Source organism: Mesorhizobium sp. B2-4-17, from assembly GCF_006441275.1.
Classification (GTDB): Bacteria; Pseudomonadota; Alphaproteobacteria; order Rhizobiales; family Rhizobiaceae; genus Mesorhizobium.
Window position 1 is genome coordinate 1 of the sequence record NZ_VFUX01000009.1, and the last position, 24670, is coordinate 24670.

Sequence of the window (24670 nt, forward strand, 5' to 3'; positions counted from 1 at the left end):
CTTCACCGCCGAGCAATGCACAAACTACTTCAGCGCCGCAGGTTACGAGCCAGAGTGATCAGATTCTGCTCTAGCCGCCGACGAAGCGACAGTCACCACGATAAGGAAGCGCATCGGCGCCTGCATAAAGGTCTGTATTGGCCATGGGCTGATTGGAATGCGGCTGGGACGGAGGATCACGACATGTTCGGGCCATACAAGCTCTGGCAATTGAAAAGGGGCGGCCAATATTAGGACCGCCCCTTCCACAAAAGAAGTCGATAGCCTAGGCCGGCGGGAAGTCACCGGGCAGTTCTGCCGCCGGCGGGATCTCGGGGAACTTGCGTCCCGACATCACGTCAGCAATCCGGCCAAAGTTGAGGCCGGGGTAGTAGCCCGAAATCCACGAATACGGAATCCGCTTCTGACGGGCCAATTTAATAACCGGAACCATGTCCGGCGTTACCTTACGGTCGTGCATTGCCTTTCCTTTCTCGAAAAGGGTGTGACCGAATACCGGTTGACGTTGATTCGAAGATGAATCATTGTCTTGCTGTTGTGCGTGCGCCGATATTCGGTCGCATGTTTCTGATCCGGGATTATTCGCGGACCAGTGTGGAACCGGAGCATTCGCGCCCCGGCTCCTACCGCCCAGCGGCGGCTGCTGAAACTGACCAGGTCGGCAAACCTCGTCAGATCAGGAAGCGGTCAAGCTATATGGGTTCCATGCCGATTACCTTTGCTCGATGCACCGTGGGGAACGAATCTCCACGGTGCATCCTGTCGGCAATTTGGTCATAATGCAAGCCCGCGGGTTAGACATATTCTGTTTTTGACTTTGATAGCCTTTTCTTGTATGGAGGCTGCACGATTAGAAACGGAGGGCAAAATGTCGGACCAGAGCCAGACCAAGAGTGCCGAGACCAAGACCGCGCAGAAGCGCAAGGTCGGGCGCAGTCCTGCCTATCCCTACATCAGCGTTCAGAAGGCCGTGGAGAAGACGAAGGCCCTCTACGACAGGGAGGGAGAGTATGCCGCGCCGCTAGAATCGGCGTCGGCGGCATGGGGCTATGGGGCTAAGAGCAGCGGAGGTCGCCAGACCCTTGCAACTCTTAAGTACTATGGGCTTATCGACGTCCAAGGCGAGAACGACAAGCGCAAGGTGAAGGTCTCCGACGTCGCCCGCCGCATCCTGCTCGACCAGCGAGAGGATGACACAGAGAAAAAGCAGCTTCTACGGAAGGTCGCCCTAAGCCCATCTGCGCACAAGGCGCTCTACGAGCAGTATCCGTCCGGGTTGGCCTCGGATGGTTCGGTCGTGCATTTTCTCATGTTCGATCTCCACTTCAACAGAGATGCGGCGGCCGAGTTGCTTGCCGAATTTAAGGAAACAGCCAGATACATCGGCCTGTACGGGCCTGACAAAACCGTGGACAAAAATGCCAGCGAGATTCATAATGCTGGCACGGAAAAACCACCGCTCGACATCAAGGTCGGGGATAAGATCCAGTGGTCCAGTCAAGGCGTAGACCAGTTTCCGAACGGCGCGACCGTCCTAGGTTTTTCGGACGACAACCAGTGGGCTTTTACCGATCAGGGGATGTCGGGGATTCCAGTAAGAGAGATCAAAATCATGGAACCTTCCCCCGCACAGACGCCGCCGGCCATGCCGCAACACCTTGCCGACATCGTGGCTCGCTCTGGTCAGAACACCTTGGCGATTGAGGTCAAGAAGGGCTCACGAAAGGCCGTGTTCCCCGTAGACGAGGGGGACGTGACGCTGATCTTCCCGGAGAACATGTCCGCCGATGGGCTTGCCGAGCTTGGTCAGTATCTCGATATCTTTTTGAAGAAAGAGCAAAAGAAGGCGACCCCGTAAGGGTGCCGTCTCATTTTTCACGACGCTCCCAGTAGCCGCACCACTGACCAGACTTCGGGGCGACACCTGCCGCGCTGACAACCATCGCGTATTGAGTGCCATTGGCTTCGCGGCGGTTATCTTCGCGCCATGCCATCTCGGCGGCGTAGGAGCCGAGATAGTCGCCAGCGATGCGGTGATGAATACCGATCTCGGCGCGGCGAATTCTAAAAGGCGAGTTGAAGCGGCGCGGCATAACCTATGCGGCGCTGGCCGAGAAGCTGATAGCAAAGGGCGCGCATGAGAATGAGCGCAATTTGGCCAACAAGATAAGCCGGGGGAGCTTCACCGCCGCGTTTTTTATGATGTGCATGGATGCGATCGGCGCTCGGCAAGTCAGCCTGGAACTTTGATTCGCTGGCGACTCATAAACCGCCAACACGCGGCGTTAACCCCGACCAAGCGACACTTGAAACACGTTGTGATTCGCTTAGGTGTCCTAATTGAACCATAGTGTTCTTGTTATGTTCTCTGTGACTCGAAAGGCACGCACAAGGAGAATGTGACCAGATCGTGTCTGACTGGTTCACGAATCATGATTGCGGTGGTCAACTCGCAAAAAATCAAAAAGGGAGAAAAGAGATGAGGGTCAAGGTCCAAACAGTAGGGAGAGGCAGTCACCCGAGCGAAGTAATGGTGTCTGTAAAGACTGCAAGCGGAGGTGAGGAGCGCTTGGTTGTGCATCGCCGGGCACTTGATGGCGACACTTTGGATATCGGCTACCCAATTAACCAAGGTGATGATAGTTATCTTGTAGAATTGCCTCGCGAGACACTAAACGGATCATGGCGGGTTTGGGTCCCTGACAACTTGGTGACCTGACGCTCCGCCTTTAAAGGGAGGGGCTATGATACTAACCGATAGAGAGATCCAGATTTCTCTCGAAAGTAAGGCGATAATAGTAGAGCCGACGCCAACTGAGATCCAATATAGCTCAACTAGCTTGGACCTCACTTTGGATAAAACTCTCACCATATTTAAGAAACCGAAGATAGGCGTCAGCCTATGCATCGATCCTGCAACAAGTGGTTTTAATCACGAAGACGTATTATCCGAGCTTGGAACCGAATTCGAAATCGACGAGATAAAGGGCTACGAATTCCAACCTCATGAAATGCTGCTCGCTTGGACTAAAGAGTACGTAGAACTACCTTACAACTCAAGAATTGCTGCGCGAGTGGAAGGGAAGAGCTCCCTCGCGAGACTAGGAATTGGCGTTCATCTAACGGCGCCTACAATTCATGCTGGGTTTAAGGGCCAAATCAGACTGGAAATGGTGAACCATAACGTGATGCCTATTCGGCTTCGCGTCGACATGCGTGTCTGCCAGTTAATTTTCGAACAAACCGTAGGGACGCCCGTCCGAGGTTACAAAGGACGATTTGCGGGCCAAATGGCTGGCGCAAAGAAGGGTTAACACCTCATAGAATGGCAAACATCATCATATTTGGGTGAGTTTGCTCCATGATATCAATCCAATTCCTTGTTTTTGAGCAGTTTCGGGCGAAGAACCGCTCCAAGCTTTTCCGGGGATTGCTTTAAACCGCAGCCATGATTATGTGTGCCTGGATTTTGCCGGCGACCTCGCCGCTGCCATGCCTGTCGGCAATCGCCGATGCAGCGTAATCCGTGGCGGCGTCCAGCTTTCCTGGATCCCGGGCCTCGATTTCGGTGCGAAGAACGGTTCCCTGGCAATAGGCGACGGCCGGGATGCGCGGCGAGGATGCGCGGCTTTGTTCGGCTCGCGTCTCGATCACAACACCGGAGAAGCCTGACTCCTCCAATTCGCGGCGGATCAGCGCCTTATCGTGATAGCCGTGCGGCGTGCGTGCCAGAAAGCGCGGCGGATCGTCCGGAAAAATCCTTGCCAGCGCATTGGTCACATCATCGGCAAACACATTTTCCTCGATGCGATCCCAGACGTTGAACAGAAAATACCCACCGGGCTCGAGGACCCGCTTCGCCTCACGATAGGCGGACAGGCGGTTGGGAAAGAACATCGCCCCAAACTGGCAACAAACGAGATCGAAAGCCGCATTTTCAAACGGCAGCGCAAGCGCATCGGCCTGGCGCCATCGGATACGGCCGTCGGGAGCCTGTCGCGAAGCGGCATAGTCGAGCATCGGCTGGTTGAGGTCCGTCACGACATAGCTGGCGCCAGAGGACAGTTTTGGCGCCAATGCGCGGGTGACGACCCCGGTGCCCGCCGCGACTTCCAAAACGGCGCTGGGCGACAAGGCCCCCGCTCGTCGTGCAAGATCCGTGGCAAACGGCTCGAAAATCAACGGCACCATGTAGCGGTCGTAGTTTTCCGGAATCGAGCCGGAAAAAACCTTGTCGGCTTCGAGCATGACGATCACCCACCATGTCTATGGTGCACAGCCTAGCACATGCCTGCAGGTCCTTGGATACGATTTTCGAAAAGAGCGGCTACCGCTCTTCCGCGATCGTGGTCACCTTGAATTCCGGCAGCCACCGCAGGGCCGAGCGATGCCATATCTGTTGTGTCGGGACGAGATCCTCGCGTTGCCGCGCGGTTCCCACCCTAATCCCGTACACCTTCGGACCGTCGCCGACCGACGTCGCGTAAAGATGCGAACCGCAGTCGCCGCAAAACGCCTGGGCGCGCTTGGCGCCACTTGCTCCGGTCTTGATATAGATTCTTGGCGTGCCCCGAGTGATCCGGTAGTGATCCTCGGGCGCGGGAACGGTAACGCGAAATGCGGTCCCGGTCAGTTGCTGGCAGTCCGTGCAGTGACAGATCGAGGTCTTCTCCGGGTCGACCTCCGCTTCATAGGTGATGGCGCCGCAATGGCACCCGCCGTCGATCCTCATCGTCGTTCCTCCAAAATTCATCCACTAATCTTAGCGGAGCAAGGCGGCGGGGCAACGGCGGAATGCTGCTGCAAGGTCAATGCATGTCGCCCAAAAGTGACCTCGGCTTTGGGAGAACGACAGGCATGAAAACAAAGAATCTAAAGCCCGTCGCACGAATCCGTTCCACGCGACGCGCCTTAGTCTGACGCCGCCTCGATCACCTGGCGCCGCTGCTCCCAAGTGCCGGTGGTCTGCGGTTTGACGAACAACCGCGTGATCTCCGGCATCTCCTTCTTCAGCCGCGCCTCGATGCGTTCGACACAGGCTTCGATCTCGGGTGCGGTCAGATGGTCCTCGAACTCGATGCTGAGGCCGGCAACGATCTCTTCCGGCCCCATGTGGACGGTCAGGACGCCGTTCGCCCGTTGCACCGCCTGGTCCTGCTGGACGATCTCCAGCACGCGTCTCTGCACTTCGGGTGAAGCCGGCTCGCCGATGAGCAGCCCCTTGCTTTCCCGGGCCAGGAAAATCGCCGTCGCGCCGAGGATAAACGCGATGCCGATCGAAGCCGCGCCGTCGAGTTCCGGCATCTCCAGCAGCTCCGCCGCCAATATGCCGGCAAAGGCGACGGTCAGGCCGAGAAGGGCAGCGCTGTCCTCGAACAGAACGGTATAGACGCTCGGATCCTTGCTCGATTGCGCGGCCTCCAGCCAGCCTTCTCCGCCCTTCTGCCGGCGGAATTCCCTCAGCGCCACCAGCCAGGAGCTACCCTCGAACAGGAAGGACAGGCCGAGAACGATATAGTTCACCTTGACGTTGGCGGCAGGCTCGGGCGCCATGATGTGGGTGATGCCCTCGTAGAGCGAAACGCCGGCGCCCAGCGCGAAGACCAGAAGAGCGACGATGAAGCTCCAGAAATAGAGTTCGCGGCCATGTCCGAGCGGATGCGTGCGGTCGGCCGGGCGCGCGGCACGGTGCATGCCGTAGAGCAGAAGGCTGCCATTGCCGGTATCGACCAGCGAATGCACGCCTTCCGATAGCATCGCCGAACTGCCGGTGAACAAGGCGGCGCCGAATTTGGTCAGCGCGATGGCCAGATTGCCGGCGAGCGCTGCATAGATGACCGTTTTTGAGCCGCCGTGCCCGGCCATCGTTTCCTCACCGTTGCCGATGCGTGAGCTTAGCCCCCCGTCCGCCCAAGCTCCACACCTATCCTGAACGCACGAACAGCCAATGCGTTCAGGTCCCGTCGCGGACCCTCTCAAACCGATTGAGGCATCCGCGGAGCGCAAGGCCGCAAACAGCCCTCTTGCTTAGAGGCGTTTCTCTTGTTTCACTTCACTTCCCACAATTGGAGGAACGAATCATGGCTAAAGGTGCGATGAAGGCTGGCAAGGAAGCCCGCAAGCCGAAAAAGGACGCCAAGAAACCCGCAGCCGCTCCGGCCCTCAAGGCGCCGCCGGTCAAGGCGATGCGGATCAAGGAAAAGTAGTCTCGGCTAACCGGCGCGGCGAGATCTCGCCGGCGGTATTCGACGATGCCGCCGGGCAGGTGTGATCGGGCGTCTGGACAACCCTATGTTTCCGGCGTGGGGACGACCCCGCGCCTTTCCGAAAATTCGGTCGGGACGACCCGCCCACTGTTGATCACGCATCGGCGGATCGGATCTGTTCCGGTCCGGTGCGGGATGGAGCGTCTCCGATGTCCTGGACTTTTCTGTTTTTCGCCGGCCTGTTCGAAATCGGTTGGGCGATCGGCCTCAAATACACCGACGGCTTCACAAGGCTCGTTCCGACCGTGCTCACGGTCGCGTCGATGATCGTCAGCCTCACCCTGCTCGGCCTGGCGTTGAAGGCGCTGCCCGTCGGCACCGCCTATGCGGTGTGGACCGGCATCGGCACCGTCGGCACGGCGCTGCTCGGCATCTGGCTGCTCGGCGAGCCGGCCACCGCGATCCGGCTCGCCTGCATCGCGCTGATCGTCTGCGGCATCATGGGGCTGAAATTCGCGGCCTGAGGGTGTTCCCCCGCCTCAAGGCCTGGCTCGAAAGTGAGCTCGCCTGACGTCGATGCCGGGCATCGTCCAATGACAGGGACCGACTAGCGCAAAAAAGGCCGCGCCTTGGCGCGTCCCTTTGTCCACTGCCTTCGAGGCGAATGCCGCGCTTAGCGGCCGGTAAAGCCGGGCGGGGCCCTGCCGTTGCGCGCCTTGCGCGCCGCGTAACGCGCGTCGCGCTTGGCCTTGCGTTCGGCCTCGTCGGCGAGCAGTCGGGCGATGCGCTCGGTCTCCTCGGCTTCGCGGATCTTCGCTTCAGCCGCGGCGGCTTCCTCGGCGGCGATGCGCGCCGTTTCGGCGGCGGCCTCGCGTTCAGCCTTCTCGGCCGCTTCGCGCGCCAGCTTTTCCTGCTTCAACCGGGCCTTCTCGGCCTCGCGTATTTCACGGGCCGCAAGGATCGCCTTGCGTTCGGCCTGTCGCGCCAGCACTGCGGGATCGTCTGCTGCCGGCTTTGACTTAAAGCGCTCCAGAAGCGCCTTCTTTGCCTCGTTCGCGGCATTGCGCCGCTCGAAAATGTCTTTTTCCCTGTAGATAGCCAAGTCCACTTCCCTGAAGTCAATTCGCGAGGCTTACATACGCGCGAAAACCGAGAGTTCAAGCGCCAAAACGGTATGGCAGCCATGAATTTCTGGGCTGTTGCGCGCGGGAGACGCCTTTCCTTCGGAAATCGGCATGCACTGTTCACCGTCCGCCCTCTGGCGACGGGGCTGGCGGATCGCTACCTCTGAAGCGAAACGCAAAGCGGCGCGGCGGTTCTGTCCCCGCGCCGCTTTGCACCCTCGCGAACTCCGAATTCGCCGAAAACCAGGATGACATTGACATGGAACTCGGTCTCTACACTTTTGCCGACGTCAGTCCGCAGCCCGGCCCGGGCGCCATCGGACCACATGAGCGCTTGCGCAATCTGATCGAGGAGGTCGAACTGGCCGACCAGGTCGGTCTCGACGTGTTTGGTCTTGGCGAGCATCACCGGCCTGACTACGCCGCGTCCGCGCCGGTCGTCGCCCTGGCGGCGGCAGCCGAGCACTCCAAACGCATCAAGCTCACCAGCGCGGTCACGGTGCTGTCTTCCGATGATCCGGTGCGCGTCTTTCAGCAATTTGCGACGCTCGATCTTCTCTCGGGCGGCCGCGCCGAGATCATGGCCGGGCGCGGTTCCTTCATCGAATCCTTCCCGCTGTTCGGCTACAATCTGGAGGATTATGACGAGCTCTTCGCCGAAAAGCTCGATCTGCTGCTTGCCATCCGCGATCAGGTGAAGGTCACCTGGTCCGGCAATCTGCGCGCGCCGATCAACGATCGCGGCGTCTACCCACGGCCCTTTCAGGACAAATTGCCCGTGTGGATCGCCATCGGCGGCACGCCGCAGTCCGCCGCCCGCGCGGGCGCGCTCGGCCTGCCCCTGGCGCTCGCCATCATCGGTGGCGAGCCGGCGCGGTTCGCGCCGCTGTTCGACCTCTACCGTGAGGCTGCCAGGCGTGCCGGCAGTGATCCGGCGGGCCTTGCCACCAGCATCAACGTGCATGGCTTCATCGCGGACACGACCGAGCAGGCGGCCGATGATTTTTACGGCCCGCAGGCCGAAGTCATGAACCGCATCGGCCGCGAGCGCGGCTGGGGCCCGACATCGCGGGCGCATTTCGACCAGTCGCGCGGTGCCAACGGCGCGCTCTTCGTCGGCAATCCCGAGCAGGTAGCCGAGAAGATCGTCGCCCAGCACAAGATCTTCAACAATGAGCGCTTCCTGTTGCAGATGGCTATCGGCACCATGCCGCATGCCAAGATCATGAAGGCGATCGAGCTCTACGGCACCAGGGTGGCGCCAATCGTGCGCAAGGAGACGGCGAAATCAACGCCGGCGGTGGCGTCGCCCGTCGCCTGAATCCGGCAAGTCCCGCCCGGGTGGCGCCTCGCTCCGCTTGGACTCTATGCGGTTGTTGCGCGACGATCTCGCGGCCTTCCGAAGCCGGCTTATGGAACCTTGCCCGTAACTCCGCGTTTTGGCAGCGCCCGCCATGCGTCCATTGCCGGGTGGCAGGCAAGGGGAAGTATGAAGACCGAGTCCGCCGCTTCGGGCGCAGGCACAGCCGCATCGGACGATCCGCGCGTCGAGGCCCGCGCCGACACGCATCTGATGCGATTGCTGCTTGTCGGCATCTTCACGTTCATGACCGTCTATGCGCTCTATTTCGCCCGCGCCTTCTTCATGCCCGTCATTCTGGCCTTCCTGCTGGCGCTGACACTGACGCCGATCGTCCGGCTTTTGCGCAAGCACGGCATTCCCGAGGTGGCCTCGGCGACCCTTCTGGTGCTGCTCTCGATCTGCGTCTTCGCCAGCGCCGGTTACCTGCTCGCCAGCCCGATCATCGACCTCATTAACAACACCTCGTCCATCGGCCAGCAACTCACCGAACGGCTGGCGCAGTTGCGCCGTCCATTCGAAAAAGTCATGCAGATCTCGCATCAGATCGAGCAATTGACCGAGACTTCCCAGGAACCCGACATACAGAAGGTCGCGGTCGCCCAGTCCGGCATTCTGTCGTCCGCCGCCAGCAACATCCTGTCGGCGGGAACCAGCCTCACCATCATCTTCGTGCTGTCGTTGTTCCTGCTCGCCTCGGGGACGATGTTTTACGAGAAGATCATCCAGTCGTTCGCCAGCCTCACCGAGAAGAAGCGGGCGCTGCGCGTCGTCTATGACGTCGAGCGCGAAATCTCGCACTATCTGCTCACCGTCACCATGATCAACGCGGGTCTCGGCACCGTCATCGGCCTTGGCCTGTGGGCACTCGGCATGCCCAACCCGCTGGTCTGGGGCGTCGCGGCGGCGCTGCTCAACTTCCTGCCCTATGTCGGCGCGCTGCTGACCATCGTGCTGGTCGCGGTGATGGCGCTGATCAGCTTCGACAGCATTTCCTACGCGCTTCTGGCACCGGCCTTCGTGCTGCTCTGCGACATCGTCGAAGGCCAGTTCGTGACGCCGATGGTGGTCGGCCGGCGCCTGGAGATCAACGCGGTGGCGATCTTCATCGCGATCGCCTTCTGGTCGTGGCTGTGGGGCTTCGTTGGCGCCCTGATGGCTGTACCGCTGCTGGTGGTCATCAAGGTGTTCTGCGATCATTTCGAGGGGCTCGGCCATGTCGGCAATTTTCTCGCCGCGCAACAGACCGCCGTGGTGGAGGACGAACCCGTCGAGGAGGACAGCAAGGCCGCCGCATGAGCGGCGCGCCGTGTTTGCGGCATCCTGACTGAATGCCTATATCCGCTCGGACAATGGCCGGTGCCCTTCCGATGAGTGATGTTCCCTTCGACCTCGACGCCTATTTCGCACGCATCGGCCATGCCGGGTCCAGGGATGTTTCGCTGGACACGCTGAAGACGCTTCATTTCCTCCACCCGCAGGCAATCCCCTTCGAGAACATCGATCCGTTTCTTGGCCGCCCGGTCCGTCTGGATCTTGCAGCGCTGCAGGACAAGATCGTCGTTGGCGGGCGCGGCGGCTATTGTTTCGAGCACAATCTCCTCTTCATGCATGCCCTGAAGGCGCTGGGTTTCGAGGTCGGCGGGCTAGCCGCGCGCGTGCTCTGGGGTCAGGACGAGGACGCCATCACGGCGCGTGGCCATATGCTTTTGCGGGTCCAGCTTGCTGGCAAGACCTACATCGCCGATGTCGGCTTCGGTGGCCTGACCCTGACGGCCCCCCTGCTGCTGGATCCCGGCACGGAACAGAAAACCCCGCATGAGACGTTCCGCATCGTCGAAGCGGACGATCATTTCCGATTGCAGGCCGCCATCGGCGGCGACTGGCGCTCGCTCTACCGCTTCGATCTGCAGCCGCAATACGAGGTCGACTATTCCGTCACCAATTACTTCCTGTCGACCAATCCGGCATCGCATTTCCTCACCTCCGTCATGGCGGCGCGCGCCGCGCCCGACCGACGTTTCGCGTTGCGCGGTGCCAAGCTGTCGATCCATCACATTGACGGCCGCAGCGAGCAGAAGGACATAGCCACCGCCGCCGAACTGGCCGACACGCTGGAAGACCAGCTCGGCATCATCATTCCCGACCGCGAGGCCTTCGAGGCCAGGGTGCGTAAGAAGAAGATCGTGGAGATCACTGCATGACCGAACTGTCCGTTCTCGACCTGTCTCCGATCGTCGAAGGCAGCGATGCCTCGCACTCGCTGGCCAACTCGCTCGATCTCGCCCGCCATGCCGAGCAGCTGGGCTACAAGCGCTACTGGCTGGCGGAACATCACAACATGCCGGGCATCGCCAGTGCCGCCACCGCCGTGGTCATCGCCCATGTCGCCGGCGGCACCCGCACCATCCGCGTCGGCGCCGGCGGCATCATGCTGCCCAACCATGCGCCGCTGGTCATCGCCGAGCAGTTCGGCACGCTGGCCGCCTTGTTTCCCGGCCGTATCGATCTCGGTCTCGGCCGGGCACCCGGCACCGACATGAATACGGCGCGCGCCTTGCGCCGTAACCTCGAGGCCGGCGTCGACAATTTCCCGCAGGATGTCGTCGAGCTTATGGGCTATTTCCTGCCGGCCGAGGAAGGCCAGCGCCTCAGGGCCGTGCCTGGCGAAGGCCAGAACGTGCCGATCTGGATTCTTGGATCGAGTCTCTACGGCGCGCAACTCGCCGCCATGCTCGGCCTGCCCTACGCCTTCGCTTCGCATTTCGCGCCGGCGGAGCTAGATCACGCACTGGACATCTACCGTTCGCGCTTCCAGCCGTCGGACCAGCTCGACAAGCCGCATGTCATGCTCGGCCTCAATGTCTTTGCAGCACCCACCGACGCCGAGGCACGATTGCTGTTCACCTCGCTGCAGCAGGCCTTCGTCAATCTGCGCACCGGCCGGCCGGGAAGATTGCCGCCGCCGGTCGAGAACTATGACCGCGATCTCGACCCGATGGCCAAGACCATGCTCGGCCAGGCGCTGTCCTGCGCCGTCGTCGGCTCTCCCGAAACGGTCCGGCAAGGCATCGATGCGTTCGTGCGTCGCACCGGCGCCGACGAACTGATGGTCACCGCGCAGATCTTCGATCATGCCGCCCGCCTGCGGTCGTTCGAAATCCTGGCCGAGGCCCACAAATCCCTGGCGGAAGCAGCCTAACTCCTTGTTTCCGCGCAATTCCGGACGGGAGCATTGCACTGTTCTCCCGGAATTGTTCTTGGGCACTTTTGCGGACGGGATCCTTTTGCTAAGGCAGGCTGTCTCCCTCAGGATCGAGCGCCGCCCCGTGAAAAATGACCGTGACGCGCGAATGCAATTCGCCATCGAGTTGGCGCGTCGCGCGGGCGAACTCGGACTGAAATACTTCCGCGATCTGGAAAGCCTGACCATCGAGAGCAAGGGCCATCAGGACCTGGTCTCGCAAGCCGACCGCGAGGTCGAGCTGTTCATCCGCGCCGCCATTGCCGCCGACTATCCGCAAGACGGCATCGTCGGCGAGGAGCATGCCCCGGTCGCCGGCGCGACAGGCTACGTCTGGGTGATCGACCCCATCGACGGTACCGCCAATTTCGTGCGCGGCATTCCGGCCTGGTGCGTGGTGATCGCCTGCGCCCGGGACGGAGAGACGGTTGCCGGCGTCATCCACGAGCCTTCGACCGGCGAGACGTTTCACGGAAGCCTCGGCGGCGGCGCTTTCGTCAACGGCAGGCCGATCAAGGCCAGTGCGGCCACTAGCCTCGAAGAGGGGTCGGTGGGGACCGGATTCTCGAATCGGGCCGAGGCCGAGAACATCGCGGTGCTGATCAAGAAGATCCTCGCCGAAGGCTGCGTCTTCTTCCGCAACGCGTCCGGCGCCCTGATGCTTGCCTATGTGGCGTCGGGCCGGCTGCTTGGCTATGTGGAAGAACACATGAACGCCTGGGACTGTCTGGCTGGCATGCTGTTGATCGAGGAGGCCGGCGGCACGGCTCTGAAGGCGGATCCGAAGACGGTGCTGCGGAGCGGAACAAAGATCATCACGGGCGGCAAGGACGTCTTTTCGAAGTTGCAGGCGCTTTGTTCCGATACCTGGCCCTGATTTGCCATCGGCCGTTCAGGCACTCACGCTCTGCACAACCGCCCCCAGCGGCCGGCACGAATTGCGGATCATCAACCGGCCCTTGAGCACCAGTTTGCGCGGTGGCGCATCACGGTTGCCGGCGAGACGATCAAGCAGCAGATTGGCCGCCTGTTCGCCGATCGCCTGCACGGGTTGCGCCACCGTGGTCAGCTGCGGCTGGAACACATCGGACCACGGAAAATCGTCAAAGCAGGCAACCGAAATGTCTTCCGGGCAGGAGAGGCCGATGTCGCGGATCGCCTTCATGGTGCCGATCACCATCGGGTTGTTGGCCGAGAAGATCGCGCTTGGCCGGTCGTGCAGCGAAAGCAGCTGCATTGTCGCGTTATAGCCGTCGATCTCGTGGAAATTGCCGGAGCGGACCAGCTCTTCGGCCACAGGCAGTCCGGCGGCTTGGAGCGCCTCACGGTATCCCGTCATGCGGTCATGCATGGGCGAAATGTCCGAGGTGCCGGTGATGTAGCCGATGCGCCGGTGACCGAGATTGATCAGATAGGTGCTGGCATCGAACACGGCACGCTGGTTGTCGAGAACCACCGTATCGGTGTCGACGCCCTCGCAGATACGGTCCAGAAGCACCACCGGCACCTTGGCGTCATCGACGATCCCCTTGAGGATCGCGCCGTCGCCGACGCGCGCCACGATCAGCCCGTCGACCATGCGGTCGAGCAACAGTCTGATCTGGTCGTCCTGGGTGTTCAAATCCTCATCGGTGCAGCATAGCATGACCGCATAGCCGGCGCGGTCGAACGCCTGCTGGATGACCGAGACGACATCGGTGAAGAACGGGTTGGTGATGTGCGGCACGGTCAGCCCGATGGTGCGTGTCGTGCCCATCTTGAGGCTGCGGGCGATCGCATTGCGCTTGTAGCCGATATCACGGATCGCCTGTTCGATGCGCTGGCTGAGCTCCGGGCTGACGGTCGCCGTGCCGTTGATCAGTGCCGAAACGGTGGCGACCGAGACACGCGCGGCTTCCGCCACATGCAGCATCGTCGGTGCCGTGGATTTCCGCTGCCGCGTCCGCTTGGATGATGCCATTTTTCGAAACGTTTCGCCCGTGCCAGTTCGCTATACCTACGGAGTATCAAGGTTTTTCGCAAGAATTGAAAAGAGTCAATCCTGCCTTGTTCAGATAGCGGCTTGACATGATCGAAACGTTTAGATTAGCGTTCGGTTCGAATTTGACGAAGACGGAAGGGAGGCCGCCATTGTCATGGAGCACAGCAGTTCCCTTTCCCCGGGGCATAACGCGCCAGCGGACCAGCCAGATACGGTTCTGAGCGCGGAGCATATTTCCAAGAGCTTCGGCGGCATCGCAGCGCTTAGCGATGTTCGCTTCGACCTGCGCGGCGGCGAGGTCCACGCCTTGATGGGCGAAAACGGCGCCGGCAAGTCGACGCTGATGAAAATCCTCTCCGGCGTTTATACCGGCTATGAAGGCACGGTCAGCGTCGATGGCCGGCCGGTCAGCTTCGCCGGCGTGCGCGACGCCGAGGATGCCGGCATCGCCATTATCCACCAGGAGCTCAACCTGGTGCCGGAGCTTAGCGTCGCCGACAACATCTTTCTCGGCCGCGAGAAGCTGATCGCCGGGCTGATCGTCGACCGCAAGGCGAGCAGCCGTGCCGCCGGCGCCCTGTTGCAGCGGCTCGGCATCGAACTCGATCCCGAAGCCCGCGTCGGCGCCTTGCGCGTCGGTGAACAGCAGCTGGTCGAGATCGCCAAGGCGCTGTCGATGTCGGCGCGCATCCTGATCATGGACGAGCCGACCTCCGCGCTGTCGCCGGCCGAATGCCAGCGGCTGTTCCGCATCATCCGCCAGCTTGCCGACAGCGGTGTCGCCATCGTCTACATCTCGCACCGTATCGACGAGGTCATGCATCTGGCCAGCCGGGTCACCGTCTTCCGCGACGGGCGCCATGTGCTGACGCGACCGATGGCCGAGCTTGACGAGAATGCCATCATTTCGGCGATGGTCGGCAGGGACCTGCTCGCATCCTCCCAAGGCGAGCGGGATATCGGCGGCGGGACTGTGCTTTCGGTCAGCGATCTGTCGCTGTCGAAGCCCGACCGCCAGGGCTGGCGGCAGGTGATCGACGGCGTCAGCTTCGATCTTGCCGCTGGCGAAATCCTCGGCATTGGCGGCCTGCTGGGCTCGGGCCGCACCGAGATCATGGAGGCGATTTTTGGTTCCGGGGATGGCCGGACCGGCGGCGAGATCCGGCTCGACGGCGCTCCCGTGAACATCCGCTCGCCGCGCGACGCAAGGCGGCTGGGCATCGCGCTGGTGACCGAGGATCGCAAGACGCAAGGCCTGCACCTGCAGGCCTCGATCACTGACAATGTGGCGCTGCCGCTGGTCGGATCGCTGGCGCGCTTCGGCATCCGCTCTCTGGCCGGCGAACAGGGGCTGGCGCGGCAGGCGGTCAAGGCGCTCGGCATACGCTGCCAGGACATCGACCAGCCGGCCGGCACGCTGTCGGGCGGCAACCAGCAGAAGGTCGTCATCGGCAAGTGGCTGGCGACGAGGCCACGCGTGCTGTTGCTGGACGAACCGACGCGCGGCATCGATGTCGGCGCCAAGCGCGAAATCTACGACCTGATCTTCAGGCTGGCGCACGATGGCCTGGCCATCGCCGTCATCAGCTCCGAGCTGCCGGAACTGCTGCATCTCTCGGATCGTATCCTGGTGATGGCCGACGGCCGCCAGACCGGCATTCTTTCCCGCGAGGCGGCAAGCGAGGAGGCCATCATGCGCCTCGCTGCGCCGCGCCGTGCCATTTCGAGACCGGCCGCATGACTGCCCTGAAGCTCCTGTCCCGGACCAAGCTCTACTGGGGCCTCATCGCCATCTTCCTGATCGGCGTGCTGGGCTCGCCGGTGAGTTCCAAGGGCAACAACATCTTCCTGTCCTACGGCAACTTGCTCGACGTGCTGCGCCAGGTGTCGACCACCGGGCTGATCGCCACCGGCATGACGGCGGTGATCATCACCGGCGGCATCGATCTTTCCGTAGGCTCGCTGATGGCCATCTGCTCGGTGGTCTGCGCCATGCTGCTGACCGTTCCGGGCGTGACGCCGGGTGTCGTGCTGGGCGTGCCGACCGTTGCCCTGGTGGCGCTTTGCCTTGGCTTCGCCATCACCCGCTTCATCTTCCTCAACCTGGAGAAATCCCGCGCCGGTCCGGATGCCGCCGCGCGCGATATCCGGCTGGACAGCGCTCGGGGGCTGCTTACGCCGGCCATCGTCGGCGTGGTCCTGTGCTGTCTGTCCCTATGGTATCTGCTGCCGCAGATCGAACCCAAATTCGGCGTGCTCGGCGTGCTGCTGGTGGCGCCCTGCGTCGGCCTGCTGTTTGGCGCCGTCAACGGCTTCATTATCGTTGGCGGGCGCCTGCAGCCCTTCATCGTCACCCTGGCGATGATGGTGACGGCACTCGGCATCGCCCGGCTCACCGCCGGCCAGAACAACGCGGTGCTGCCCGTCTATACCGGCTCGAATGCGACCGCAGATTTCGAAATGCTGCGCTCGCTGGTGTTCGGCGTGATCCCGATGCCTGGCCTGTTCTTCCTCGGCGCCATCCTGATCTATGGCGCGGTGCTGCGCTTCACCCCGTTCGGCCGCTACGTCTACGCCATCGGCGGCAATGAGGAGGCGGCCCGGCTGTCGGGCATCGCCGCGGGCCGCGTCAAGATCGCCACCTATGCCGTTTCCGGCCTGCTCGCCGGCATCGCCGCCGTGCTCTATGTGGCGCAGTACCGGCAAGGCAAGCCGGATGCTGGCGCCGGGCTGGAGCTCGACGCCATCGCCGCCGTGGTCATCGGCGGCACCAGCCTGATGGGCGGCCGGGGCAGTCTGACCGGCACCTTCTGCGGCGTGCTGATTTTCGGGCTACTCTCCAACATATTGCAGCTCCACAATATCAATTCGAACCTTCAGCTGGTGCTGAAGGGAATGATCATCATCGGCACCGTGCTCGTGCAGGAGCGCAATGCCGGTGATCTCCTGGCCTATCTGCGCCTGGTACCTGCGTCTGTCTGGGGCGGGCAAGCGGCGCGCAAGGAAACGGCCGCGGTGAAGCGGCCGTCACAAGAGACCCCGTCTCTCAATCTCGGAGGAAACAAGAAATGAAACGACGTGACATGCTGAAGCTTGCCGCCCTCGGCGCGGCACTGCTGACTACCACCGCGCTGCTCTCCACCGGCCATGCCTTCGCCCAGGACAAGAAGTGGAAGATCGGCTTCTCGCAGGTGACGACCATCGAGCCCTGGCGCGCCCAGTTCAACAAGGACATCCTGGCCGAAGCCGCCAAGCATCCGGACGTCGAGCTGATCGTCACCGATGGCGAGGACAAGACCGAGAAGCAGGTCGCCGATGTCGAGAATCTGATCCGCCAGGAGGTCGACGCGCTGCTGGTGTCGCCGAAGGAATCCGCCGGCCTGACCGGCGTAGTGCAGCAAGCCATCGACGCCAAGATTCCGGTCTTCGTGCTCGACCGCAATGTCGACACCAAGGACTACACCCAGTTCGTCGGCGGCGACAATAAGCTGATCGGCCGCGCGGCCGGCGAATATGCCGTCGAACTGCTCGGCGGCAAGGGCAAGGCGGCGGGCAATGTCGTCGAGATCTGGGGCGGCATGGGCACCCAGCCGGCGCATGACCGCCATGACGGCTTCCACGAATTCACCGACAAGGAGCCGGGCATCAAGTATCTGCTCGACCAGCAGTCGGGCGACTGGAAGCAGGACCAGGCCTACAACATCATGGCGACCGCGCTACGCAACAACGAGAAGATCGACCTCGTCTACGGTCACAACGATCCGATGGCCTACGGCGCCTATCTCGCCGCCAAGGATGCCGGCCGCGAGAAGGACATCAAGTTCATCGGCATTGACGGTCTGCCCAATGAAGGCGTGCAGCTGGTCAACAAGGGCGAGCTGACGGCGACCTTCACCTATGTGACTCCCGGCGCCGAGGGCCTGCGCCAGGCGATCAAGTTCCTCAAAGGCGAGAAGGTCGAAAAGACCATCACGCTGCCCACCGAGAAGATCACCAAGGAAAACGCCGCCAAGGTGCTGAAGGACAACGGCCTGTGAGGTCGTGAGGGCTTGTGGAATGGGTTGGCGCTGCCCTCACCCCCCAGCCGGGCGTTCATCGTTCGAAAAGCCAAGCAATTGGCTTTTCGTCCGCTGCGCGGACCACTTTCTCAACTCCCCGTCACCATACGGGGAGAAGTGTCCGGTGTCCGACCGGAAACATAGGTAACAGAATAGACCGATTGCATGTGTGCACGGACGCCGACAGCATGACGCGGATGCGTCAACTGCCTCGTCCAACCAACCTCTGCGGTCTGTAAGTCTGCTCTCATGCCAGTTTCGCCAACAGCTTCATGAAGGTGGTGATCTCCTTGGCCGAGAGCGGCGCCAGCGTTTCCCTGGTGATCTCGCGGGCCAACGGGATCAGGCGATCGATCGCGTCGCGCCCTTCGGCGGTCAGGTTGACCAGTAGCCGCCTTTTGTCGACGTCATGCCTGGAGAGTTCGACCAGGCCGCGTGCCTTCAGCCGGTCGATGACACCCTTCACCGTCGCCGCATCCATGGCGATCAGTGTGCCAAGCTGGTTCTGCGAGGTCTCGCCGACATCGCGCAGCTTGGCCAGTGCCGCGAATTGCGGCGGCGTCAGGTCGGCGATATGCGCGGCGAAGATCGAGACGTGGCGCTGGTGCGCCTTGCGCAGGATAAAACCGACCTGCTCCTGCAGGCGGTAATCGTGATCGTCGGCCTCATCGACCTCGACCAGCTTGAGCAGATTGTCCTCGCCGCTCACCGCAGCCCGTCCCAAGCCTTGATATCTTCGGCCGCCAGGCCACCCATACGATTGTGGACGCGCGGACCGCAGGTCATGGCGAGGCAGAACAGGATTTCGTCGGGGCGCGGCCCGTCACTGATGCCCACTTCCATGGCGTCGAAATGGCTGCGCACATAGGCGGCGTTGATATGGCCGAGCGGCACGTCGAGCCTTGACCCGAAGGCGCCGACCTTCTTCGCCGACGGCACGATCGCCTTGGCGTCGCCGAGCCGCTCGCGCATGGCGTAGCCGCCCGGCACATGCCAGAGCGCGCCGTGCTCCAGTTCGCCCGCGGTGCCGACAATCGCCCCCTTGCCGTAGCCGTCGATCTGTTTCACGTCGCCGCCGAGGGCTGCGATCAGCCGATCGGCGAGCAGCAGCCCAAGCGGCTTCAGATCGTCCATGGCGCTCTGCAAATCCTCGACATAACGCCCGGCGAACGGGTTCTTGACCACGGCCATTGCCGCGGCACGCCGGCGCGGCACTTCGGCCACCGGCCCGCCATCATGAAAGATCTCCTCGCTCAGCACCGCGATCTTGCGGACTGGAAACTCAGGCATGGGCAACTTCCTTCCGTTCATCCTTGTTGGGTGCGGCGAGCGAGACGGAGCCACCGATACGGGCTTCGCCGCCAAGAAAAAGCGCCGATCCGGCAATCAGGCCGCGCCGGCGAAAATCTTCGGCGACGGCAAGACCATTGTCCAGCGCCCGCGCCACCTCGCCAGGTGCAAGCGCGCCGACGCCTTGCGTCACCAGCCGCGCGCCAAGATCGCTGTCGGGCGACAGTTCACGTGCGGGCACGCGGCTGATGGCAGGGTTGCCCGGCAGGTCCACCGCGTTGGCAATGAGCGTCGCCGCCGCATCGGCCTCGGCGCCGGTCCGCGCGAGCACTGTGACGGCGTCGGCAATGCCAAGCGAGAAGGAACGGCCGCGCCAGCCACTGGTGGCGACGCCGTGAACGCCATCTTCCGCGCGAATGGTGATCCGGTCGGCCATGCCATTGCCGGTGCCGGCGACGGCCAAACCTATAGACCGGCCCTTGCCGATGTGGAGAGCGCTGTCCCCGCCATTGTTGACATAGGCGCGATCGAGCCTGCGGCCGGCAAGCAGTGCGGCGAGCATTTCGTCGGCTACCGATCCTGCAACGGCCGCCATCGGTGTTATGAAGCACTCCGCCAAGGGTATCACGGCCGCTTCCATGCGGCGCGCCGTCGGACCGTCAAAGGCGCGCGGCCGCAGGAAGAATGCTGGAAGCCGCAATTCGGGAAGCTCTCTGACCAGCTCGATCAGGATCGTCTGGAAGCGCGCGACGGCCTGCTCATAGGCCAGGCGGCATTCCTGCGCCTCACCAAACGCCTCGACGATCAGGTCGATCGGGCCATGGTGGAGATGCAGCCGCTTGCCATCCTGCAGCCAATGCGCTTGCGGGCCGTCCATCATCCGGTCCCGTTCGAGGCGGCGCGCCGCAATTGCGCCAGCGGCGGCCATGGATTGCCGGCGGGCGCGCCCGCGCCTTGGCGAGGATTGAGATATTCGCCGCCCTTGGCGACGATATCCCCGACGCTGCGGATTTCGGCCTCGTAGCCGCCGAGCCTGATGTAATCGTCACGGCGCAAGGTGAACTCGATCGGCGCCACCAGCGCCGGCGTCGGCACATAGCCGAAGGCACCTTCGGGCACTCTGGTGACATCGACCATCAGCGTGATGCCGCCGCCTGGCCACACATAGACCGGCGCGCCGCCGACCGTCACATAGGTCTTCAGGCCTTGCACCGAGCGGGTGAGATTGACCGGGTTTTCGGTGACACCGGCGCGCAGCGAACCGCCGGCGCCGCCAATGAACAGCACGGTGCACAGCGCCGGTTCGCAATTGTCCTCGATCAGTTCGACCGACTTCCGCAGTCGCTCCGGAAAGGGCTTTTCGACCGGCTTCAGATCGTCGTCGAGTTCGTAATAGGCGAACTGCTCGCCGGTGGTCGAAACCATCAGCAGCGACAGGCCCGGCCGTGCGCCTTTGCCGGCGTTCCACGCGCCGAGGATCGACAGCGGGTCGGAAATGCTGGTGCCGCCCCAGCCGAGACCGGGCTCGGAGACCTTGAAGTAGCGGCCGGGCGTCGAACGGCGGCCGATGATCTTTATCCCGGTATCCTGCCAGCCAAGCACTTTGCCGGCTTGATGCTCGGAAACGACGCCGGTGATATGATCGTCGACCACCACAACCTCGTCGACCAGCCCGCGCCACTGCGTGGCGAACATGCCGATGGTGGCCGAGCCGCAGCCGACGCGCATGCGGTGTTCCTGCTTGCCGTCGATGACAGGTGGTCTGCCGGCTTCGACGATGATGGTGGCGCCGCCGTCGATGGTGAGTTCCACCGGTTTGCGGTTGCACAGGTTAAGCAGCGCGTCACACGTGGCGCGGCCTTCCGCTTTGGAGCCGCCGGTCAAATGATGCACGCCGCCCAGCGACAGCATCTGCGAGCCGTATTCGCCCGTGGTGACATGGCCGATCGCTTCGCCTTCGGCCCGAACAGTCGCGGTTTCCGGCCCGATATGCCGGTCGGTGTCGATCTTCACCTTGACGCCGCAGTACGAAAAAATGCCTTCGGTGACGACGGTGACAAGGTCGACGCCATCGACCTCCTGGCTGACGATGAAGGGGGCCGGCTTGTAGTCGGGATAGGTGGTGCCGGCGCCGATCGCGGTGACGAAGCGGCGGCCGGTGTTGAGCAACTCGCCGTTCCATGTTTCGCCCTCGGCGACGAACGGAACCATGGCGCCGCCGGTCTCCGCCGCATGGTCGAGAATGGTCAGCGGGGCCATGCGCACGATCCGGCCGCCGACATTGCCGTAGCGATCGCAGGCGCCGGTGCGGCCCTCCGCGATGTAGCACATGACCGGGCAGGCATCACAGCGGATCTTCTCCGCCACCAGCTTCTCGCCGGGATCATGGGTTTCGAAGCGTTCGGCAAGCTCGCTCATGGGCGTGCCTCCTTTTCGCGGATGGCGGCGCGGATACGCGTCGGCGTCGCCGGAATTTTTGTGACCAGAACGCCGGTGGCGTGACGGATGGCGTTGAGGATCGCCGGCGCCGTCGGGATCAGCACATGCTCGCCCAGCCCCTTGGCGCCGAACGGCCCTTCGGGATCGGGGACCTCGACCAGGATGGTTTCGATCGGCGGCACGTCGCCGATCGTCGGGATGAGGTAATCGTGCAGATTCTCGGTGCGGCCGGGAATGTATTCCTCCATCAGCGCCATGCCGATGCCTTGCGCGATGCCGCCCTCGATCTGGCCTTCGACCAGCAGCGGGTTGATCGCCTTGCCGACATCGTGCGCGGCGGTGATCTTGATCAGCTTCACCGTACCGAGCTTGAGGTCGACCTCGAGTTCGGCGATCTGCGCGCCATAGCCGTAGACGGCGTAGGGCTTGCCCTGGCCCTTGGCATCCAGCGGCAGCGTCGGCGGATCGTAAGTTTCCTCGGCGCGGAAGACGAAGCCGTCGGCATCGACGTCGAGGGAGGCGAGGTCGATACGGCGGGCGGCGTCACCCTCGAGGATGAGGATGGCGGAACCATCCAACTGGAGCGAAGCGTTTTCGGAGACATTGGCGTAGCGCAAAATGGTTTCGCGCAAGGCGCGGCCGGCCTTTTCGGCCGCCTTGCCGGTGACGAAAGTCTGGCGCGAGGCTGAAGTCTTGCCGGCGTCGGGGCTGATCGCCGTGTCGGCGCTCTTCAGCCGGAAATTTTCCAACGGCAGGCCGAGCGCGTCGGCGCAGATCTGCGTGATCACGGTGTTGGAGCCCTGGCCGATATCGACGGCGCCTTGGTGCAGGATGACATCGCCGTCAGCCGCGATGCCGACCCGGATGGTCGACGGATTGGGCAGCGAGGTGTTGCCGCAGCCATACCAGCAGGACGCCAAGCCAACGCCGCGCTTAATGTCCGCGTGGACGCTGTTGAAAACGTCCGCATCAGCCTCAGCTCGCACCCAATGCGGCCGCAGGGCCTCGAGGCATTCGGCAATGCCGACGCCAGACTCCAGCCTCTGTCCGGTAACCGTTTCGGAGCCGTTCCGAAGGCAGTTCTTCAGGCGAAGATCGAGCCGGTCCATCCCAAGCTTGCCGGCCAGCTCATCATAGAGCGTCTCCTGCATGATGGTCGCCTGCGGCACGCCGAAGCCACGGAAGGCACCGGAGATCGGGCCATGGGTGTGGATGGCACGGCCCTGGGCGCGGTAGTTGGGCGTCGCGTAGGGGCCGGATGCATGCACGGGTACGCGGCTGGCGACGGTCGGCCCCCAGCTTGCATAAGGGCCGGTGTTGAAATCGCCGGCAAAGACCATGCCGGTGACATGACCATCGCCGTCGGCACCGATGGTCGCTTTCATCTCGGCCGGATGGCGCTTGGTGGTCGACATCATCGATTCGTTGCGGGTGTAGGCAAGGGCTGCCGGCCGGCCCGTCTTCAGCGCCACCAGGCCGATCAGCGGCTGCAGCGAGACGTCGAGTTTCGAGCCGAAGCCACCACCGGTCGCGGTCGGCACGATGCGCACCTTGTCGACGGCAAGGCCGAGCACTTTCGCCGTATCGTCGCGGTCCATGTAGGGCGCCTGGGTGCAGGCGACGACGACCAGCGTGTCGCCGTCCATATAGGCATGGCCGGCCTCCTGCTCGATATAGGCGTGCTCGACATAGGAGGTGTCGATCGCGCCCGACACGGTGACGGCTGCATTGGCGAGTGCGGCTTCGGGATCGCCGCGTTCGACGAAGCCCTTGGTCAACAGGTTGGCCGGGCGGTTGTCATGGATCAGCACCGCGCCTTCGGCCTGCGCTTCGCCAGATTGGAGAAAATGCGGCAGTTCCGTCCAGCGCACCGGGAAATCCGACAGATCGAGGTCGAGGATGGCCTCGCGCTCCCCGGCGACCAGCGCCACCGCCTCGCCGCGCAGCCGGGCAAAGCCGTCGGCGAGTGCCGGTTGGTCGGCGAAGGGACCAATGACGCCGAAACAGTTTTTGCCCGGAATGTCGGCTGCGGTGAAGACGCCGGCGACACCAGGATGTCTCTTCGCCCAATCGTCAAGGTCACCGAAGACGAAGCTGGCATGATAATGCGGCGAACGGACCACCAGCACGGCAAGCGCGTCGGCGGGAAAGGAATCGCCGCCGAATTTTTCGTCTCCAGTGACTTTCGGCCCACCGTCGAGCCGGATCGGCGAGGACCCGACGGCCTGGCCCGAGAGGGGCATCCTGCGATTGAGGGCGAGATCCAACAATTGACGTTGGCGCTGCCCCTCACCCTTACCCTCTCCCCGTGAAGAACGGGGAGAGGGGGGCGCCAGCGATGCGGCTAATCCCTTCTCCCCGTCACCTAACGGGGAGAAGGTGCCGGCAGGCGGATGAGGGGCAGCGCTGTCGGTCGACGGTTCGGACCGCCCCCCCTCCATCACCGCCGCGATGATCTTCCGGTAGCCGGTGCAGCGGCACAGAATACCGCCCAGCGCATCCTGAACTTCGGTCTCGGTCGGGCTGGGTTTTTTCTCCAGCAGCGCCGTCGCCGCGACCAGCAGCGCCGGCGTGCAGATGCCGCACTGCGCCGCGCCATGCGCGAGGAAAGATGATTGCAGCGCCGACAGCCGCCCATTGGCCAGTCCTTCGACCGTCGTCACCGATGCGCCAGCGGCCGAGGCCGCCGGCATCAGGCAGGCGCAGACCGGATCGCCGTCGACCAGCACCGTGCAGGCGCCGCAATCGCCTGCGTCGCAGCCGACCTTTGTGCCGGTAAGCCGCAATTCGTCGCGCAAGACCTGCGACAGCCGGCGCAGCGGCGGCACATTGACCGAGACGGCGGCGCCATTGACCTTGAAAGCAATGTCGGCGCGCTCAAGGCCGAGGCCCGGTGGAACTCCGCCCGGATCGGTCCGGGTTTCGCTGACGTCAGGCAGCACCGGGCTCATGTCAGGCTGAGCTTGTC

The 24670-nt window shown here is 62.9% G+C and carries 24 protein-coding genes and 1 pseudogene; 13 read left to right on the forward strand and 12 right to left on the reverse strand.

Features of this window, described 5'->3' with window-relative positions; genetic code table 11:
• Nucleotides 1-265: 265 nt before the first annotated feature.
• Complete coding sequence (locus FJ548_RS08910; RefSeq protein ID WP_140694017.1) at nucleotides 266-460, reverse strand: hypothetical protein; 195 nt, start codon at nucleotides 458-460, stop codon at nucleotides 266-268.
• A gap of 408 nt (nucleotides 461-868) precedes the next feature.
• Between FJ548_RS08910 and FJ548_RS08915 the strand changes: the two genes are divergently transcribed.
• Nucleotides 869-1858 (forward strand): hypothetical protein, encoded by a 990-nt coding sequence (locus FJ548_RS08915; protein ID WP_140694019.1) that lies wholly within the window; start codon nucleotides 869-871, stop codon nucleotides 1856-1858.
• Between the two features lie 10 nt (nucleotides 1859-1868).
• Here FJ548_RS08915 and FJ548_RS08920 read toward each other — a convergent pair.
• Nucleotides 1869-2066, reverse strand: a pseudogene (locus FJ548_RS08920) (transposase); the annotation flags it as partial.
• Between the two features lie 10 nt (nucleotides 2067-2076).
• Between FJ548_RS08920 and FJ548_RS30360 the strand changes: the two are divergent.
• Both FJ548_RS30360 and dcd read left to right on the forward strand, forming a co-directional pair.
• On the forward strand, nucleotides 2077-2250 hold the full coding sequence (locus FJ548_RS30360; protein ID WP_246673284.1) for a DUF6471 domain-containing protein: 174 nt from the start codon (nucleotides 2077-2079) through the stop codon (nucleotides 2248-2250).
• 494 nt (nucleotides 2251-2744) lie between these two features.
• Nucleotides 2745-3314 (forward strand): dCTP deaminase, encoded by a 570-nt coding sequence (gene dcd, locus FJ548_RS08930; RefSeq protein WP_140694022.1) that lies wholly within the window; start codon nucleotides 2745-2747, stop codon nucleotides 3312-3314.
• A gap of 121 nt (nucleotides 3315-3435) precedes the next feature.
• Here the strand turns inward: dcd and FJ548_RS08935 are convergent, their stop codons facing one another.
• The 3 genes from FJ548_RS08935 to FJ548_RS08950 form a co-directional block, all read right to left on the reverse strand.
• On the reverse strand, nucleotides 3436-4248 hold the full coding sequence (locus FJ548_RS08935) for a class I SAM-dependent methyltransferase (protein WP_140694025.1): 813 nt from the start codon (nucleotides 4246-4248) through the stop codon (nucleotides 3436-3438).
• 79 nt (nucleotides 4249-4327) lie between these two features.
• A complete protein-coding gene (locus FJ548_RS08940) occupies nucleotides 4328-4732 on the reverse strand; it encodes a GFA family protein (RefSeq protein ID WP_140609882.1) in 405 nt (134 codons plus the stop codon).
• Between the two features lie 179 nt (nucleotides 4733-4911).
• Nucleotides 4912-5865, reverse strand: coding sequence for a cation diffusion facilitator family transporter (locus tag FJ548_RS08950; protein WP_140694028.1), 954 nt, complete (start codon nucleotides 5863-5865; stop codon nucleotides 4912-4914).
• 215 nt (nucleotides 5866-6080) lie between these two features.
• On the opposite strand from FJ548_RS08950, the gene FJ548_RS30700 reads away from it, so the two are divergent.
• Nucleotides 6081-6206 carry a hypothetical protein gene (locus tag FJ548_RS30700; protein WP_081294138.1) on the forward strand — a complete coding sequence of 42 codons (126 nt, stop codon included), beginning with the start codon at nucleotides 6081-6083 and terminating at the stop codon, nucleotides 6204-6206.
• Nucleotides 6207-6415: 209 nt separating this feature from the next.
• Nucleotides 6416-6730 (forward strand): quaternary ammonium compound efflux SMR transporter SugE, encoded by a 315-nt coding sequence (gene sugE, locus FJ548_RS08960; RefSeq protein ID WP_010912766.1) that lies wholly within the window; start codon nucleotides 6416-6418, stop codon nucleotides 6728-6730.
• Nucleotides 6731-6879: 149 nt separating this feature from the next.
• Here sugE and FJ548_RS08965 read toward each other — a convergent pair whose 3' ends face one another.
• Nucleotides 6880-7308 (reverse strand): DUF6481 family protein, encoded by a 429-nt coding sequence (locus FJ548_RS08965; protein ID WP_140609884.1) that lies wholly within the window; start codon nucleotides 7306-7308, stop codon nucleotides 6880-6882.
• A gap of 281 nt (nucleotides 7309-7589) precedes the next feature.
• On the opposite strand from FJ548_RS08965, the gene FJ548_RS08970 reads away from it, so the two are divergent.
• The 5 genes from FJ548_RS08970 to FJ548_RS08990 all read left to right on the forward strand — a co-directional run bounded on the left by FJ548_RS08970 (nucleotide 7590) and on the right by FJ548_RS08990 (nucleotide 12811).
• Entirely contained in the window at nucleotides 7590-8651 is a 1062-nt protein-coding gene (locus FJ548_RS08970) for an LLM class flavin-dependent oxidoreductase (protein ID WP_140694031.1), read from the forward strand.
• A 168-nt stretch (nucleotides 8652-8819) separates the two neighbouring features.
• A complete protein-coding gene (locus FJ548_RS08975; protein ID WP_140609886.1) occupies nucleotides 8820-9989 on the forward strand; it encodes an AI-2E family transporter in 1170 nt (389 codons plus the stop codon).
• A gap of 71 nt (nucleotides 9990-10060) precedes the next feature.
• On the forward strand, nucleotides 10061-10894 hold the full coding sequence (locus FJ548_RS08980; protein ID WP_140777679.1) for an arylamine N-acetyltransferase: 834 nt from the start codon (nucleotides 10061-10063) through the stop codon (nucleotides 10892-10894).
• Nucleotides 10891-11892 (forward strand): LLM class flavin-dependent oxidoreductase, encoded by a 1002-nt coding sequence (locus FJ548_RS08985; RefSeq protein ID WP_140694036.1) that lies wholly within the window; start codon nucleotides 10891-10893, stop codon nucleotides 11890-11892. Before FJ548_RS08980 ends, FJ548_RS08985 begins: the two co-directional genes overlap by 4 nt.
• A 127-nt stretch (nucleotides 11893-12019) precedes the next feature.
• Nucleotides 12020-12811: an inositol monophosphatase family protein gene (locus FJ548_RS08990; RefSeq protein WP_140694039.1), complete on the forward strand. Its 792-nt coding sequence runs from the start codon at nucleotides 12020-12022 to the stop codon at nucleotides 12809-12811.
• 15 nt (nucleotides 12812-12826) lie between these two features.
• Here FJ548_RS08990 and FJ548_RS08995 read toward each other — a convergent pair whose 3' ends face one another.
• Entirely contained in the window at nucleotides 12827-13846 is a 1020-nt protein-coding gene (locus tag FJ548_RS08995; RefSeq protein WP_140694162.1) for a LacI family DNA-binding transcriptional regulator, read from the reverse strand.
• 223 nt (nucleotides 13847-14069) lie between these two features.
• Between FJ548_RS08995 and FJ548_RS09000 the strand changes: the two genes are divergently transcribed.
• Genes FJ548_RS09000 through FJ548_RS09010 form a run of 3 tightly spaced genes read left to right on the forward strand, consistent with a single transcriptional unit; the run spans nucleotide 14070 to nucleotide 17952 of the window.
• A complete protein-coding gene (locus tag FJ548_RS09000) occupies nucleotides 14070-15656 on the forward strand; it encodes a sugar ABC transporter ATP-binding protein (protein ID WP_140777680.1) in 1587 nt (528 codons plus the stop codon).
• A complete protein-coding gene (locus FJ548_RS09005; protein ID WP_140777681.1) occupies nucleotides 15653-16987 on the forward strand; it encodes an ABC transporter permease in 1335 nt (444 codons plus the stop codon). Before FJ548_RS09000 ends, FJ548_RS09005 begins: the two co-directional genes overlap by 4 nt.
• Complete coding sequence (locus tag FJ548_RS09010) at nucleotides 16984-17952, forward strand: substrate-binding domain-containing protein (protein WP_140694048.1); 969 nt, start codon at nucleotides 16984-16986, stop codon at nucleotides 17950-17952. Before FJ548_RS09005 ends, FJ548_RS09010 begins: the two co-directional genes overlap by 4 nt.
• Before the next feature lie 268 nt (nucleotides 17953-18220).
• Here FJ548_RS09010 and FJ548_RS09015 read toward each other — a convergent pair whose 3' ends face one another.
• The 5 genes from FJ548_RS09015 to FJ548_RS09035 are packed head-to-tail and all read right to left on the reverse strand — an operon-like array spanning nucleotide 18221 to nucleotide 24653.
• Nucleotides 18221-18682 carry a MarR family transcriptional regulator gene (locus FJ548_RS09015; RefSeq protein ID WP_140777682.1) on the reverse strand — a complete coding sequence of 154 codons (462 nt, stop codon included), beginning with the start codon at nucleotides 18680-18682 and terminating at the stop codon, nucleotides 18221-18223.
• A complete protein-coding gene (locus FJ548_RS09020; RefSeq protein ID WP_140609894.1) occupies nucleotides 18679-19263 on the reverse strand; it encodes an amino acid synthesis family protein in 585 nt (194 codons plus the stop codon). The genes FJ548_RS09015 and FJ548_RS09020 overlap by 4 nt, the downstream gene beginning before the upstream one ends.
• A complete protein-coding gene (locus FJ548_RS09025) occupies nucleotides 19256-20140 on the reverse strand; it encodes a UPF0280 family protein (RefSeq protein ID WP_140694164.1) in 885 nt (294 codons plus the stop codon). Before FJ548_RS09025 ends, FJ548_RS09020 begins: the two co-directional genes overlap by 8 nt.
• Nucleotides 20140-21681 (reverse strand): 6-hydroxynicotinate reductase, encoded by a 1542-nt coding sequence (locus FJ548_RS09030; protein ID WP_140777683.1) that lies wholly within the window; start codon nucleotides 21679-21681, stop codon nucleotides 20140-20142. The genes FJ548_RS09025 and FJ548_RS09030 overlap by 1 nt, the downstream gene beginning before the upstream one ends.
• Entirely contained in the window at nucleotides 21678-24653 is a 2976-nt protein-coding gene (locus tag FJ548_RS09035; RefSeq protein ID WP_140777736.1) for a molybdopterin-dependent oxidoreductase, read from the reverse strand. The genes FJ548_RS09030 and FJ548_RS09035 overlap by 4 nt, the downstream gene beginning before the upstream one ends.
• Between the last annotated feature and the right edge of the window lie 17 nt (nucleotides 24654-24670).

Coding starts and splice junctions, on each gene's coding strand:
- FJ548_RS08995 (WP_140694162.1), bottom strand. CDS start 13,846: ATGCTGCATGTGGCGGAAGCCGCGCGTGTCTCGGTCGCCACCGTTTCG.
- FJ548_RS08980 (WP_140777679.1), top strand. CDS start 10,061: ATGAGTGATGTTCCCTTCGACCTCGACGCCTATTTCGCACGCATCGGC.
- FJ548_RS08970 (WP_140694031.1), top strand. CDS start 7,590: ATGGAACTCGGTCTCTACACTTTTGCCGACGTCAGTCCGCAGCCCGGC.
- sugE (WP_010912766.1), top strand. CDS start 6,416: ATGTCCTGGACTTTTCTGTTTTTCGCCGGCCTGTTCGAAATCGGTTGG.
- FJ548_RS09000 (WP_140777680.1), top strand. CDS start 14,070: ATGGAGCACAGCAGTTCCCTTTCCCCGGGGCATAACGCGCCAGCGGAC.
- FJ548_RS30700 (WP_081294138.1), top strand. CDS start 6,081: ATGGCTAAAGGTGCGATGAAGGCTGGCAAGGAAGCCCGCAAGCCGAAA.
- FJ548_RS09025 (WP_140694164.1), bottom strand. CDS start 20,140: ATGGACGGCCCGCAAGCGCATTGGCTGCAGGATGGCAAGCGGCTGCAT.
- FJ548_RS09005 (WP_140777681.1), top strand. CDS start 15,653: ATGACTGCCCTGAAGCTCCTGTCCCGGACCAAGCTCTACTGGGGCCTC.
- FJ548_RS09020 (WP_140609894.1), bottom strand. CDS start 19,263: ATGCCTGAGTTTCCAGTCCGCAAGATCGCGGTGCTGAGCGAGGAGATC.
- FJ548_RS08985 (WP_140694036.1), top strand. CDS start 10,891: ATGACCGAACTGTCCGTTCTCGACCTGTCTCCGATCGTCGAAGGCAGC.
- FJ548_RS09010 (WP_140694048.1), top strand. CDS start 16,984: ATGAAACGACGTGACATGCTGAAGCTTGCCGCCCTCGGCGCGGCACTG.
- FJ548_RS08935 (WP_140694025.1), bottom strand. CDS start 4,248: ATGCTCGAAGCCGACAAGGTTTTTTCCGGCTCGATTCCGGAAAACTAC.
- FJ548_RS09030 (WP_140777683.1), bottom strand. CDS start 21,681: ATGAGCGAGCTTGCCGAACGCTTCGAAACCCATGATCCCGGCGAGAAG.
- dcd (WP_140694022.1), top strand. CDS start 2,745: ATGATACTAACCGATAGAGAGATCCAGATTTCTCTCGAAAGTAAGGCG.
- FJ548_RS08950 (WP_140694028.1), bottom strand. CDS start 5,865: ATGGCCGGGCACGGCGGCTCAAAAACGGTCATCTATGCAGCGCTCGCC.
- FJ548_RS08910 (WP_140694017.1), bottom strand. CDS start 460: ATGCACGACCGTAAGGTAACGCCGGACATGGTTCCGGTTATTAAATTG.
- FJ548_RS08940 (WP_140609882.1), bottom strand. CDS start 4,732: ATGAGGATCGACGGCGGGTGCCATTGCGGCGCCATCACCTATGAAGCG.
- FJ548_RS09035 (WP_140777736.1), bottom strand. CDS start 24,653: ATGAGCCCGGTGCTGCCTGACGTCAGCGAAACCCGGACCGATCCGGGC.
- FJ548_RS08915 (WP_140694019.1), top strand. CDS start 869: ATGTCGGACCAGAGCCAGACCAAGAGTGCCGAGACCAAGACCGCGCAG.
- FJ548_RS08975 (WP_140609886.1), top strand. CDS start 8,820: ATGAAGACCGAGTCCGCCGCTTCGGGCGCAGGCACAGCCGCATCGGAC.